Annotated in this window: 7 protein-coding genes; 2 read left to right on the top strand and 5 right to left on the bottom strand. The window is 71.3% G+C overall.

Going from position 1 to position 13,382, the window contains the following annotated elements:
• Positions 1-254: 254 nt before the first annotated feature.
• Together WMF22_RS28585 and WMF22_RS28580 are read right to left on the bottom strand one after the other, a co-directional pair.
• On the bottom strand, positions 255-1,457 hold the full coding sequence (locus WMF22_RS28585; RefSeq protein WP_437850219.1) for an FIST signal transduction protein: 1,203 nt from the start codon (positions 1,455-1,457) through the stop codon (positions 255-257).
• A gap of 308 nt (positions 1,458-1,765) precedes the next feature.
• Positions 1,766-7,381, bottom strand: coding sequence for a DNA repair ATPase (locus WMF22_RS28580; protein WP_438031832.1), 5,616 nt, complete (start codon positions 7,379-7,381; stop codon positions 1,766-1,768).
• A gap of 458 nt (positions 7,382-7,839) precedes the next feature.
• Between WMF22_RS28580 and WMF22_RS28575 the strand changes: the two genes are divergently transcribed.
• Together WMF22_RS28575 and WMF22_RS28570 are read left to right on the top strand one after the other, a co-directional pair.
• The gene (locus tag WMF22_RS28575) at positions 7,840-10,785 is read left to right on the top strand and encodes a DUF4215 domain-containing protein (RefSeq protein ID WP_438031831.1); all 2,946 of its coding nucleotides are present in this window, start codon (positions 7,840-7,842) and stop codon (positions 10,783-10,785) included.
• Positions 10,786-10,897: 112 nt separating this feature from the next.
• Complete coding sequence (locus tag WMF22_RS28570) at positions 10,898-12,289, top strand: hypothetical protein (protein WP_438031830.1); 1,392 nt, start codon at positions 10,898-10,900, stop codon at positions 12,287-12,289.
• On the opposite strand, the gene WMF22_RS28565 is transcribed toward WMF22_RS28570, so the two are convergent.
• From WMF22_RS28565 to WMF22_RS28555, 3 genes are all read right to left on the bottom strand, one after another.
• Positions 12,186-12,788, bottom strand: coding sequence for a hypothetical protein (locus WMF22_RS28565; protein ID WP_438031829.1), 603 nt, complete (start codon positions 12,786-12,788; stop codon positions 12,186-12,188). The two genes, WMF22_RS28570 and WMF22_RS28565, sit on opposite strands and share 104 nt — an antisense overlap.
• A gap of 112 nt (positions 12,789-12,900) precedes the next feature.
• Positions 12,901-13,110: a hypothetical protein gene (locus WMF22_RS28560; protein ID WP_438031828.1), complete on the bottom strand. Its 210-nt coding sequence runs from the start codon at positions 13,108-13,110 to the stop codon at positions 12,901-12,903.
• A gap of 4 nt (positions 13,111-13,114) precedes the next feature.
• The gene (locus WMF22_RS28555) at positions 13,115-13,372 is read right to left on the bottom strand and encodes a hypothetical protein (RefSeq protein ID WP_438031827.1); all 258 of its coding nucleotides are present in this window, start codon (positions 13,370-13,372) and stop codon (positions 13,115-13,117) included.
• Between the last annotated feature and the right edge of the window lie 10 nt (positions 13,373-13,382).

Here is a 13,382-nt window from a genome sequence, read left to right as displayed (position 1 = left end):
CGCGGCGGTGCAAACATGGCGCGTGCCACGAACGCCGTGCATCGACATCCCACCTTCGTGAACGTCGAGGGCGTCTACCGTCCGTCGGCTGCCCAGACCCAGCTCGTCCGGCGAAGCCGGATGAAAGATGGCTCAGGCGAGTTCGGCGGGGCCCCCACACCGCGCGACGAACTGCCTCTCCTCGGGCCGGTCAGTTCAGCAAAGCCCCCACACGCGCAACGATCCGCCCCGCCTCTTCATCAGCCCAGCAAAGCTCACCCGCCAGCCGTCCCCTGGTCCGACTCCCCCCACGCCACCATGACGGCGCTCGTGTTGTAGAACCCCTCGACGCTCCCCCCGAACTTCGCGATCTGCCCGTAACACGCCATCCCGAACATCGGGTTCGACGCCGCGTTCGGCGAGAGGAACGCCCGCACTTCCTCGCGGTACCGCTCGCCCAGCATCCGGAACCGCGCCGCGCAGTCGAACACAAGCGAACCGGCCACCCCGGGCAGCGGCCCCAGCACCTTGGTCGACAGGCTCTTCGCCGCCTGGAGCACCGCGTCGGTCGCCGCGTTCACGACGCGCACCACCTGCCCGCGCGCCAGCCCCCCGGTCAGCACCACCGCGCCGTCCCCGCGGATCGCGATCGGCGACCTGATCTTCAGCGACTCGCCGAACGGCGTCTTCGCCCCGAGCGCGTGCTTCGCCATCGTCTGGAGGAGCCCCTCGCCGCTCGACCGGAAGCCGAGCCGCGAGAGCTCCTCCTCGTACACACGCGCCGCAGGCTGCCCGTCCAGCGTCCTGAGCACGTTCCGCTCGATGTCCGTGATCGTGAAATCCCGCCCGCCCTCGGCCGCGCGGAACCCGTGCACCACGTCGATGTTCACCCGCTGCCGGTGCGTGAGCCGCACGAGGACCGCCGCGTCCGTCAGCACCTTGCGGCCGAGGAACACCCGCGCCCCCTCGAACGTCCACCCGTCGCCCGCCGTCCCGCCGAAGACGCGCGTGTGCGGCGGCACGCCCTGGCGGAGCGCGGCCACCAGATCGTCGCCGTCGCACGCGAACGCGTCCGCCAGCACCAGGATCGAGCTCGTCGCCCCGCTCCGCCCGCTGCCGCTCGAGACGGCCTCGTCCATGTCGCTCAGCGCCGCCCTGATGCTCTTGCCGTGATCCGAGCGCAGCTCGCGCGCCGCCGTGCACGCCACCTCGACGTTCGCTCCCCCGAGGAAGGCGCACGTCACCCCGCTCCTGCTGAAGCCGCGCTCCGTGAACGACACCCCGCCGGTGGTGGCTCCGACCACCGGAACGCCCGTCGCATCCTCGACCGCGGCGAGGTACTCCTCGTGCTTCGTCCCGCTCGGCATGGCCACGATCGCGAGCCGCGCGGGCTCCTTCCACTCCGCGACCGTTCGCTCGATCTTCCGGCCGAGCAGCCACGCGTTCCCGTCAAAGGGTCCGAGGGTCATCATCTTCATGCGCTGAAGCTCCTGCGTGCCCGGCGCCGGAGCGCGGGCTTCGGATCCAGGCCATCGCCGACGAACCGCGTCATGACGGTGATATCACGCACGAGGGAGGCCGCTCTACTCCTCATGGAGGAGGGCCGCCGCCGCGCGCGGCCGCTCGCTCGGGTGACGAGCACGGGCAGCATCGGCTCAGCTCGGATGCTGTGCTCGGGCCGCATACCTCCGCGCCGGAGCACCGCGCGATGCTGCGCCTCGCGCGCGAGCGCGGCGTCACGCGGCGTCGACAGCAGAGCGTGCGAGCGCCGCCTCTGCGAGCGCGCTCACATGCCGAGCAGCATCGGCTCCCGCTGCCGCACGAACCCCTCCACGAGCTCCCGCTGCTCGCCCGAGAGCCGCACGAAGCGCGCCCCGAACCCAGGCGGGCCCTCCTCCTCTGCCTCGCGCGTCCATTCGACCACCCCCACCGCGTCGATCTCGCCGCCCTCCGCGAACGGGATCTTGAGCGCCACCGTCGTCCCGCGCGCCGGCGGCGGCCGGAAGGTCGGCACGAAGATGCCGCCGTGGTCGACGACGTCGGCCGCGGGCGCCGTCCGGTAGAAGTTCGCCGGCGACGCCGCCCCGACCCGCGCCTCGAAGCGCGGCGGCGGCGGCTGGCTCTGCGGGCGCGCCGCCGCGCGGACCTTCTCCTCGAGCGACCGGAGCCCCTGCGCGAGCTCCGAGATCTGCGCCTCGATCGCCCGGATGCCGAACGCGCTCTGCGTCGTCGCCTTCGCGAGCGGCGCCACGAGCCGCTCCACCAGCGACAGGTGGTGCCCCACGAACTCCGACACCGAGCGATCCGTCTCGACCTTCACGTCGACCCGCGGCTGCGCCGCCCCCTTGAGCGCCGCGGAGAGCCGCTCCATCTCGGGCGCGAGCCACTGCTTCATCTCCCGCGCCCGCGCGTCCCCCGCCTGCGCCACCGCGGCCGCCTTCCCGATCGCCCCGCGGATGCCCTCCAGCTGCTCACCCAGCATCGACAGCGTGCCGGTCACGCGCACGACCGGGTCGTCCTCCTTGCCGCCCATGCGCTTGATCCGCAAAAAGCCCTTCTTGATGTCGTCCCACCGCGCCGCCTGCTCCGGCGTCATCCGGCCGCGCAGCTCGGCGAGCTTGAGGAGGTTCTGCTCGGCGCCCGTCGTCAGCGTCTGCGACTCGCTCACGTAGTGATCGTCGATGAGCCGGTCGACCTCCTCGGGCGTGTGCGCCGCCACGACCTTCTCGGCCAGCTTGTTCATGTTCCGGTAGCTGCCCTGCAGCTTGAACGGCGGCTCCGTCCGGAAGGCGTCGTCCTGCGACGCGCTCCGGATGTACTCGAGGTTCACGGACAGGAGCACCTTCTGCACCCGGAAGAGCCGCTCGAACACGGCGACCATCTCCGAGACCTCCGCGGCGGAGTAGGCGTGATCGAGCTCCGTCGCGGCGATGGCCTCGCCCTGCGCCATCCGGATGAGCTTGTGCGTGTCGCCCGGCGCGCGCCCGGAGAGCGGCGCGAGCGTCGGGTTCGACGTGAGCGCGTTCTCCAGGTAGCTCAGCGCGAACAGCGCCTCCTTGCCGTCGAGGATGTCGCCGAGGTTGTACGTGTCGGCCCGGTTCGACAGCATGTCGGGGATCTGGAACCGCGCGCCCGACTCCGTGTACGGGTTGCCCGCCATCACCACGCAGAACTTCTTGCCGCGCAGGTCGTACGTCCTCGTCCGGCCCCGCCACACGCCCTCGATCCGGCGCTGCCCGTCGCAGAGCGAGATGAACTTCTGGAGCAGCTCCGTGTTCGTGTGCTGGATGTCGTCCAGGTACAGCATCACGTTGTTGCCCATCTCGAACGCCAGGTTGATCTTCTCGACCTCCTGGCGCGCCGTCGCGTTCGGGGCCTCGGCCGGGTCGAGCGACGTCACCTCGTGGCCGAGCGACGGCCCGTTCACCTTCATGAACACGAGGCCGAGCTTGCTCGCGACGTACTCCATCAGCGTCGTCTTGCCGTAGCCCGGCGGCGAGATGAGCAGCAGCATGCCCATCAGGTCGGTGCGCTTCACGTCGCCCGCGGCGCCGAGCTGCTTCGCCAGGTTCGCGCCGACGAGGGGCAGGTAGACCTCGTCGATGAGCCGGTTGCGCACGAACGACGTGAGCACCCGCGGCGCGAACTCCTCGAGGCGCAGCCGCTTCCGCTCCCGCTCCGCGATCTCGCTCCGCACCTTCCTGTAAGCGCGGTAGCGCGGCGCCCGCTCGTGCAGGAAGTCCTCGATCCTGCTCAGGAATTCGTCGAGCCTGAGCGCGATCGCGCGCTCCTTGATGCGCGGGTGCTGCCCGAGCAGCCCCTCGACGCGGGCCTCGGTGACGGCCCCGCTCGGCTCCCGCTCGATGTGCCGCTCCGTCACGACGATCACCGCCGCTTCCAGCGCGAGGTGGGCTTGCGCCGCGTGTTTCGAAGCGAACCCGCGCAGCCACGCCAGCGCGAGCTCCAGCCGCTCGGCCGGGTGCTTCTCGAGCTGCCGCAGGTCCTCCTCGAACGCCGCGCGGCCCCCCTCGAGGTCGAGGCGCGCGAGCAGCGCGTCGCGCAGATCGAGCGCCGCGTCGCTCGTCACGAACCGGGGGCGCTCCGCCGCCAGCTCCTCCACGAGGTACCGCGCCGCCACGCGCACGTCCGCCGCGCTCGCCTCGAGCCTGTGCGCCGCCGCCGCCGCCGCCACGCCCTGCGCGAGCTCTGCCGCGAGCGCCGCCCGCGCCTCGCCCTCGCCGAGCTGCGCCGCGAGCCGGCCGAGGCTCCGCGACCGCCGGTGCGCGAGGTCCCGGGCGCGCGCGTCGAGCCCCGCCCAGGTCAGGCAGGCGAGGGCCCGCGGCGCGCTCCCGAAGCGCAGCAGCCCCGCCGTGGACCGCAGCGCGAGCAGCTTCTCCAGGATCAGCGCGGCGTCCGCGTCGTGGACGCCGCGCTCGTAGCCCTCGTCGTGCCGGCCCTCCGCGTACGCGCGCACCGCGCCGAGCAGCCCGCCCGGGCCGAGCGACGCCTCGCGCAGCCGCTCGATCGACAGTCCGCACAGCCCGCCCCGCCCCGCCTCCGCGTCCGCGAGCATCGAGCCCGCCAGGAGCTCGCCCCGGTAGACCTCGGGGGTCTCGCTCGCGAGCTCCTGGCCCCAGAGATCGCGCGCGCTCTCGAGCGCCGGGTCCTCGATCGGCTCGAAGAAGTCGGTCCCGGTGAGGTGCAGCGCGAGCCCGTCGCCGCGCGGGACCAGCGTGAGCTCCAGGGCCTGCGTGCTCACGTTGAAGCGGTGGCGGCCGAGCTTGATGACGTCGCCGCCGCCCTCGAACAGGTCCTCGCGGTCGCGCAGCGCCCGGAGCGCGTCCTGCCGCGCCGACTTGAGCCGCGCCTCGACCTCGTCCCCCTTCACGCTGTCGCCGAGCGCGTGGAGATCGGCCGCGAGATCGCGGAGCTTCGCGACCATCGCGTCGGACGCGAAGTACGTGTTGAGCTCGTCCACGCCCGCGAAGGTGCGCGCCCGCCGCGCCACCCCCTGGACGATCCGGTCCGCCGCGGCGACGAGGTTCGAGACGCGCCGCTGCCGCTCGTCGAGCAGCGCCTGCCTGCGCGCCGCGATCGCGTCGTTCACCTCCTCGCGCTTGGCCGCGAGCTCGCCCAGAAACTCGTCGAACTCGCCGAACTTCCCCTCGAGCTCCTCGAGCTGGACGAGCAGCTTCGACAGCTCGGCGTCGCAGCGCTCGGGCGTGTCGCACACCGCGATCGCGCTCGACACGCTCTGGCCGAACACCTTGAACTGCGCGCCGAACTCGGCGCGCCCCTCCGCGCCCCGCAGGTCCTTGCCGCGGGCGCTCAGCGTCGCGCGCGCGCGGTTCAGCTGCGCGTAGACCTCGCTGATCCCCTCCAGGATCCGGGTCCGCGCCGTCGGGTCGTCGACCTTGAGGCTCGCCACGATCTCGGCGAGGACCGAGAGCCCCTCGTTCACGGCGTCGAGATCCGCGGCGAACGGCGCGAGCTCGGGCGACTTCGCGACGGCCTCGATCTTCGCGATGAGGCCCGCGAGCCGGTCGGCCAGCGGGCGGAACGCCTGCTCGCCGAGGAGGAACGTCACGCACGCCTGGCTCACCTCGTCGGCGCGCGCGACGATCTCGGCCTCGAGCGCGTCGACGCGGCCGAGGTCCATGTACTTGAGCTCGCGGAGCGTGATGAGGTGCCCCCGCTGCCGCCGCAGCGCGGTCAGGGCCTTCAGGAACGCGTCGACGCTCGCCGCGTCCTCGGGCCGCACCCCGGAGAGCAGCTGCCGCTGCGCCGCCTCGGCCTCGGCGAGCGCGGCCGCGGCGCGCGCCTTGATGCCCTCGACCTTCTCGAACTCGTCGACGATGCTCTCGGAGACGCCCCGGAGCTCGTTCACGACGGACAGGAGATCGCCCGCCTCGGCGTGGCCGAGCCAGTAGTAGGCGTCGGCCATCCGCCCGGCGGTCCTGATGAGATCCTCGTACGTCTGCCGGGTCGGCGACCCGTCCAGCGCCGCGCGCCGCATGCTGAGCGCGTCGGAGATCCCCCGGACGAGGTCGGCGTTGCCCACCTTCGCGAGGTACGAGCCGTCGGTCGGCGCCGACGCCGCGAACTCCGCGGTCATGAACGGCGTCTGCCAGATCTGCATCGGGTGCACGCGGGTCGCCTCGTCGCTCGATGCCCGGAAGATCACCATCTTGCCGTCGTCGAACAGGCTGTACCCGTGGCACTGGATCGGCGTCGCGATCTCCTTGCGGATCAGGTTGTAGGGGAAGAGCACGTACCGCCCGTCCACGACCTGGTGGAACACGTAGAGCACGTCTTCCCCGTTCGGAGAGCGGATGACCCGCTCGAAGACGAGGCTCTCGGTGCTGCCCTCGAAGCGCTTCGTCTCCCCGGTGATGAGGTAGTAGCCGTTCGGGAAGACGATGCCCTGGTCCTCGGGGAGGCTCAGGCAGGCGAGGCCGATCGCGTCGATGCGCGTGACCTTCCGGGTGCGGCCGTTGTAGACGAGGTAGCGGTACGAGGGCTCCCGGAACGGCTTGATCTTGAGCAGGATGAGCGGCCCGAGCCGGGCGTACTGGATGTCGGCGTCGTCGAGCGCCTGGCCCGCGTCGTCGACCGGCTCGCGGTAGATGCCGAGCCCCGTGGTCGTGTTGTTCTCGACCTTGACCGTGAGATCGCCGCCGACCGTCTCGACGAAGATCTCGCCGAGGATCGCGACGTGCGGGTGCTTGCCCTGCACGTGGTCGTCGCGGGTGGCCTGGGTCCAGGCGAAGTCGTGGGCGCGCGGCCGGACGTTGTCCTCGTCGCCGCGCGCGTCGAGGTACCGGATGCGCCCGGTCGCGTCGATGCTCCACCGGAACACCTTGGTGTCGCGCTCGGTCGCGCCGACCTGGAAGATGGCGAGCAGCCGCGTGTCGCCGCTGCGCCGCAGCTGGAGCAGCCGGGGCTCCTTGACGTAGCGGTGGAGGTCCTTGAACTCCTTGACGAAGCTGGGGTCGCCGAGGAACGCCTCGCCCTCGTCGAGCGGCACGTGGGTCAGGTCGAACGCGCCGCCGTCCTTCGCGAAGCGGTGGAGGCTGAAGACGTCGCCGACGTTGACCTCCTTCAGCCCCATGAACACGAGGTAGCCGACGAGCAGCTTGCCCCGGATGCTCACGATGTCGCGCGGCACGCAGTTGTTCTCGGTCCTGACGCGGGCGTTCTCGAGGAGCGCGAGGTCCGTGCCGCCGAACACCTCTTTTCGCCGCGCGTTGAGCGCCTCGGCGCGGCGGGCGAGCTCCTCGGCGCGCTCGACGAGCCGCCGCCGGATGACCTCGTAATTGCCCCCATCCAGCGGCTCCGCCGCCTGCGGCGGGGACGCCCCCGCCGCTCGGGCCGCGCCGTCCAAGGCCCCTGTCGACACCATGCATGCTCCGTGTGGTCAGCCGAAAGGCCCGCCCCCGCGTCGAATCCGCGCGGGCCTCGGCCTGCCCGCGGCCAGGTTACAGCCGTTCGCCGCGTCCGGGGGGGCGAGATGGCGACCGCGCGGCGGGCGGGGCGCAAGGCGGCGCCGGGACGTCTTCCAGGGATGTCAAGCCCGAGCGTCGCCGCCGTCGTGCCGTCACGCCGCCGCGCCGCCGCACTGCCCGCAGATTCCGTCGCGTCCCGGCGGGCGGCGCGTCGGGAACCCGCTATACCTTGAAATCCGCTTGCTCCACGCGGGTGGCTGCGTTGCGATGGGCGGGAACGAGGGCGACCCACATGTCGATGTGAGCGCGCGCCTGTGCGACGCGCGCTCACTCCGCCTCCAGCGACGCACCTCGTCGCTCGAGGCGCCTCGCGGCGTGGCTTGGACAGCGTGACGACCTTCTGAAGCAAGTTGGGATGGTGGCGTCGATGGGCTTGGGAAAGAGACTTACTTCCGTGCTCCTCGTCATGCTCGCCGGTCCGCTCGTCGCCTGCGGTGGCGGCGGCGAGGGTGGCGGCGGCGAGGGCGGCACGGGCAGCGGCGTGGGCGGCGAGGGCGGTGCGGGCGGCGCCGGGGCTTCAGGCACCGGCGGCGAGGACAGCAGCGGAAGTTTCGGCGGGTTCATGACGGTCGGATCGGGCGGGAACGGGGGCGCCGGGGGCGATCCCTGCGAATCGCCGGATCCTCCGCCGGAGTGCGACGCGGTGGAGCCGGCGTGCGGCGACGGCGAGATCAACCAGGCGAGCGAGGCGTGCGACGACGGGAACAGCCTCCCCGGGGACTGCTGCTCTGGCGCCTGCAAGGTGGAGCCGTACTGCGTCTGCGAGCCCGGGGAGCTCTGTCACACGACGATCGCGTGCGGCAACGGGGCGGTGGAGCCCGGCGAGAGCTGCGAGGACGGCAACACCGCCTCGGGCGACGGCTGCGACGATCGCTGCCAGCGGGAGCCGGGCGACTGGGTCTGCCTGACGCCGGGGGAGCCGTGCGCCCGGCTCCACGCGTGCGGCGACGGGCGCGTCTCGGGCGCGGAGAACTGCGACGACGGGAACGCGGTGTCCGGAGACGGGTGCTCCGAGGTCTGCGCGCTGGAGGACCCCGGCAGCATCACGTGCCCTGTCCCCGGGCAACCTTGCAAGCCGGTCGAGCGCTGCGGCGACGGCCGCCTGCGGCCGACCGAGCGGTGCGACGACGGCAACACCGAGCCGGGCGACGGCTGCTCGCCGAGCTGCCTGGTGGAGGCCGGCTGGACATGCCCGGACGGCGTGCACTGCACGTTCACGGTCGTGTGCGGCGACGGCCAGATCGGCGTGGGCGAGGCGTGCGACGACCGCAACACGGTCTCGGGCGACGGTTGCTCGTCGACCTGCGGCCTCGAGGCCGGGTTCGACTGCGCGCGCGCGGGGAGCCGCTGCACGGCGGTCTGCGGTGACGGGCGCGTCGTCGTGGGCGAGGACTGCGACGACGGCGACACGAAGAATGGCGACGGGTGCGACGCCACCTGCAAGTGGGAGCCTGGCCTCGTGTGCCAGCCGGCGCCCGGCGGCTACACCTGCCGCGATACCGTCTGCAACGACGGGAAGAGGGAGGGCTCGGAGCCCTGTGACGACGGCAATGCCAACCTCGGCGACGGCTGCACGCCGTTCTGCCAGGTCGAGCCGGACTGCGGCGACAGCGGGTGCACGTCGGCCTGCGGCGACGGCCTGCGCCTCGGCGACGAGGCGTGCGACGACGGCAACACGAGGAGCGGCGACGGCTGCTCGAGCGCGTGCACGATCGAGCCGGGATACAGCTGCAGGAACGATTCGACCCTGGGCGACGAGCTCCGCGTGCCGATCGTGTACCGCGACTTCAAGCACGACGCGCCGAACTTCGAGCCTGACTCCAACCCGCCGGACGCCATCGTCACGGGCATCGTGCAGCCCCTGCTGGGCGCCGACAACAAGCCCCAGTTCGCCGCGGCGCGGCCGAACGCCTTCCTCACGAACGCCACGGATTTCAACCGCTGGTACAACAACTCGTCCCTCTCGAAGACGGTCGTGGACTGGCTCCCGCTCGAGCGGGTCGGGACGTCGGACGTGTTCCTCTTCGAGGATCACCTGTTCTTCCCGCTCGACAACAAGGGCTGGCAGGCCGCGTCGGTGCCGGCGGCGGAGCGCGAGGCGAGCCGCGAGGCCCGGGATCCGTTCAACGACTGGGCCGTGGCGGGCAACCACAACTTCTACTTCACGAGCGAGGTCCGCACCTGGTTCGAGTACCACGGCGGGGAGCGGCTCGATTTCTACGGCGACGACGACGTCTGGGTGTTCATCAACAACCGGCTCCGCATCGACCTCGGAGGCATCCACACTCCGATGGGGACCGGCGAGGTCGCAGGCGTCGAGGACGATCGCGGGACGGTGCTCATGGATGACCTCGGCCTCACGGTGGGGCGCGTCTACGAGGTCGTCGTGTTCCAGGCGGAGCGCCACACCACGGCGTCGAGCTACAAGCTGACGCTCGGCGGCTTCAACGCGGCCTCGTCCGTCTGCGAGCCCGTGTGCGGCGACGGCATCGTCACGCCCGACGAGCAGTGCGACGACGCGGACGAGAACGGCCCGGGGTACGGGAAATGCTCGACGAGCTGCACGCTGGGGCTCTACTGCGGCGACGGGGCGACGACCTCGCCGTACGAGATCTGCGACGACGGCACCAACCTGGGCGGCTACGGCTCCGAGGCCTGCGCGCCGGGCTGCGTGGCGGCTCCCCGCTGCGGGGACGAGGAGATCGACAGCCAGTTCGGCGAGGAGTGCGACGACGGCGTGAACGACGGCCGCTACGGCGGGTGCACGGCGGAGTGCCTGATCGGGCCGCGGTGCGGCGACGCGGTCGTCCAGGAGCCCGACGAGACGTGCGACGACGGCGTGAACGACGGCCGCTACGGCGGGTGCACGGCGGAGTGCGGCGACGCGGCGAAGTGCGGCGACGGGGTCACCCAGGACGCGTGGGGCGAGGAGTGCGACGACGGCGTGAACGACGGCAGCATGGGCTGCCTCGGTTGCCGGATCGGCGCCGTCTGCGGCGACGGGAGCGTGCAGCGGGAGCTCGGCGAGGAGTGCGACGACGGCGAGAACGACGGCGGCTACGGCGAGTGCGCTCCTGGCTGCGTGTACGGCCCGCGCTGCGGCGACGGCGTGACCCAGGCGCCGCCCGAGCAGTGCGACGACGGAGAGAACGACGGCGGCTACGGCGAGTGCGCGCCGGGCTGCGTGTTCGGCCCGCACTGCGGCGACGGCGTGCGGCAGGCGGCGTTCGAGGAGTGCGACGACGGAAACACCGCGAGCGGCGACGACTGCAGCGCCACGTGTCACAACGAGGTCCACTGATCCCGCGCGAGCCCTGACGGCGACGGGAGCGCGGCGGCTCGCCTGGGGCCGCCGCGCTGCCCTCTCGACGGCTCAGGACACGCGAACACGCGGGCCATCGAAGAGGGAGACCATGCGAAAGTCGACATCTGGCGCGCTCACATTGCTCGCGCTCGTTCCGGGGTTCCTCCTCGGGTGCTCCGGCGAGGGAGCGCCGGGCTCCACGGCGGCGTCTCCGACGTTCCATCGAGACGTCGAGCCGCTGCTGCAGAAGCGCTGCATGAGCTGCCATTCTCCCGGCAACATCGCCCCGTTCAGCCTGACGGCGTACGACTCCGCGCGCGGCGTGGCCAGCCTGCTCGCGCGCTCGGCGCGGGAGCGCACGATGCCGCCGTGGGGTGCCATGGAGACGGACGAGTGCCAGCCTCCTCACGGCTGGAAGGACGATCTCCGGTTGAAGGAGGAGGAGATAGCGGTCCTCGAGGCGTGGGCCGCCTCCGGCGCTCCCGAGGGGGATCCGGCGGACGCGCCGCCCCCGTTCGTGGCCGGGGCGCCGGGGCTGCCCGGCGTCGAGCTGGAGGTCGCGCCGAAGGAGCCGTTCGTCGCGAGCGGCGACGCCGACCAGTTCCGGTGTTTCGTGATGGATCCTGGGCTCACGGAGACGCGGTACATCAACGGCGTGCACCTCATACCGGGCAACAGCAAGGTCGTGCACCACGCGCTCGTGTTCCTCGACAAGGAGGGCGCGACCGACGCGCTCGTGGACGAGCACGGCGGATACGACTGCTTTGGCGGCCCCGGGTTCTCGGGCGAGCTCGTCGCCGCGTGGGCGCCGGGGGGCGTCCCCATCGAGCTCGAGCCGAACATCGGCGCCGAGCTCCCGGCGGGCGCGCGGCTGGTGATGCAGGTCCACTATCACCCGGCCGGGACGACCGCCGAGCCCGACGCGACGCGCCTCCAGCTGCGCTTCACCGAGGGCGTGCCGGAGTGGCTCATGGGCATCGCGCTGATCGGCAACTTCGAGTCTCCCTTCGCGCAGGGGCGCGGCCTCCTCCCCGGGCCGAACGACGCGGATGGCGTGGAGTTCCTGATCCCCGCCGGCGCGACGGATCATGTCGAGACCATGCAGTTCAGGCTGCCCGCCGCGGTGTCTCTCTCGGAGACGTACCTCTACGGCGCCGGCACGCACATGCACTATGTCGGCACGGACATGAAGGTCACCCTCGCGCGCGAGGAGGGGGCCGCCGGCGCGCCTGCGGAGCAGTGCCTGGTGCAGACGCCGAGGTGGGACTTCTCGTGGCAGCGCGGGTTCTACTACGACGCTCCCATCGAGCAGCTCCCGCGCCTCCGCGGCGGCGATCTGCTGACGATGCGCTGCACGTACGACAACTCGAACAGCAATCCATTCCTCGCGAAGGCGCTCAAGGAGCAGCACCTCCCCGCCCCGGTGGACGTGCACCTCGGCGAGAGCACCCTCGACGAGATGTGCCTCGCCGCCGTGATCCACGTGACGAGGAAGCCGTAGCCACCGACGAGACACGGAGGCCGCCGAGCGCACCGCGCCAGACCTTCCACAGCGTCACGTCCTCTCGGGTCATGGTGCCGACGATCGGCGTGCTGGAGAAGGCCGCGAACGCCCTGCGGCGCTCCGCCGGCTCCATGTAGATCCCCGGGTAGACGTAGCCCACGCGCACGGTCACTGGCTGCGCCCCCTCGACCGTGCGTCCGAACGCGTCCCTGCCGTCCCACGTGAAGGTCGTCTCGCTGTCCGGCTCGCACGGGCAGGCAAACCGCTCTTCGAAGCGCCGGCCGGCGACCTCCACGACCAGATCGATGCGCTCGAGCGAGGCGGGCACGCCGCGCCGGCTGAGCGGGATCGTCAGCGCATAGGCCGCCTTGCGGCCGGGCACGCGGTCGCTCCGGTAGTGCAGCTCGAACGGCGTGCCCGCGAGCGGCACGCTCTCGCCCAGGATCTGGTTCTCGCACTCGACGACCGAGCCGGACTCCTCGCAGGCATCGGGCATCGGCGCCGGCGGCACCGGATCGGCGCCCCCGCCGCCGTCTCCTGTCCCGCCACCTCCGCCGGGGCTCGCAGAGCACCCGCCGGCTCCGTCGGCAATACCATCCTCAGCCGATCTAATCGCGTTCGACGTCGTCCGTCTTGGTACCGCTTATTAGGTACTCCTTGAGCTCCGTGACGCGCTGCAGCACACTATCAACTCGCTTTCGATACTTCGCAGACTCGTCCACTGAGAACGACTCGGTCGCTAATGCAACAATGCCGTCAAGCCCATTCGCTACCTCGTTCACGGTGGACAGCAACAAATGTCTTGCGTCGCCGTTCATGTTACTACTCCTTCGTTCTTCTTGTTGGCCTTTTCTCGTTCATCTGCCTGTACCAGTCCGGCGCCAGATCTGGGTGCTCTTCGTAGATGGGCGCCGTAATATTTTGAAATATACCTGACATGACTTTGCCTGCGTATTTCCCGTACGTAGCCAGCTCTTCGTTGTTATGCCCCATCTTCCTGAGGAGCCCCACCGACTCGTCGATCTTTCTCGAGCATTCGTTTGCCGCACTTAGGATCTTCTCTGCGATAGCCCTGTCCATCCTGACCTCG

The organism is Sorangium sp. So ce204, assembly GCF_051526795.1.
GTDB lineage: Bacteria > Myxococcota_A > Polyangia > Polyangiales > Polyangiaceae > Sorangium > Sorangium cellulosum_B.
The sequence above is the reverse complement of the archived record's forward strand: the minus strand, read 5'-3'. Positions and strand labels throughout refer to the sequence as shown.

What these genes read in the sequence shown, in the direction of transcription:
- WMF22_RS28585 (WP_437850219.1), bottom strand. Translation starts at nt 1,457, where the DNA reads ATGAAGATGATGACCCTCGGACCCTTTGACGGGAACGCGTGGCTGCTC.
- WMF22_RS28580 (WP_438031832.1), bottom strand. Translation starts at nt 7,381, where the DNA reads ATGGTGTCGACAGGGGCCTTGGACGGCGCGGCCCGAGCGGCGGGGGCG.
- WMF22_RS28575 (WP_438031831.1), top strand. Translation starts at nt 7,840, where the DNA reads ATGGTGGCGTCGATGGGCTTGGGAAAGAGACTTACTTCCGTGCTCCTC.
- WMF22_RS28570 (WP_438031830.1), top strand. Translation starts at nt 10,898, where the DNA reads ATGCGAAAGTCGACATCTGGCGCGCTCACATTGCTCGCGCTCGTTCCG.
- WMF22_RS28565 (WP_438031829.1), bottom strand. Translation starts at nt 12,788, where the DNA reads ATGCCCGATGCCTGCGAGGAGTCCGGCTCGGTCGTCGAGTGCGAGAAC.
- WMF22_RS28560 (WP_438031828.1), bottom strand. Translation starts at nt 13,110, where the DNA reads ATGAACGGCGACGCAAGACATTTGTTGCTGTCCACCGTGAACGAGGTA.
- WMF22_RS28555 (WP_438031827.1), bottom strand. Translation starts at nt 13,372, where the DNA reads ATGGACAGGGCTATCGCAGAGAAGATCCTAAGTGCGGCAAACGAATGC.